Source organism: Cognatundibacterium luofuense (assembly GCF_018139685.1).
Classification (GTDB): Bacteria; Pseudomonadota; Gammaproteobacteria; order Burkholderiales; family Burkholderiaceae_D; genus Undibacterium; species Undibacterium luofuense.
Map to the genome: position 1 here is coordinate 1 of NZ_JAGSPN010000448.1, position 319 is coordinate 319.

The 319-nt window shown below is 52.7% G+C and carries 1 protein-coding gene; it reads left to right on the forward strand.

All coding sequences use genetic code 11. The features are described from left to right. On the forward strand, window positions 1-319 hold a 319-nt coding region (locus KDM89_RS21175), incomplete at both ends, for an FAD-binding domain-containing protein (protein WP_212689781.1).

Below are 319 nucleotides of genomic sequence, written 5' to 3' on the forward strand. Positions count from 1 at the left end.
GCGGGATTTTTACTTCATGATACTGCACCACCATCCGAGAGTAGCACAAGGCGCTTTCAAGCCCGCTTATGACGCAATTCAGTGGGAACAAGGTGCGCAGGCAGATCAACATTTTGCAGCCTGGTGTAGCGGCAATACCGGCTATCCGCTGGTCGACGCCGCCATGCGTCAGTTGAATCAGTCTGGTTACATGCATAACCGCTTAAGAATGGTGACCGCCTGTTTTCTGATTAAGGATCTGGGCATAGACTGGCGGCGCGGCGAAGCTTACTTCGCACAAAAATTACTGGACTTTGATCTGGCGGCCAACAATGGCGGC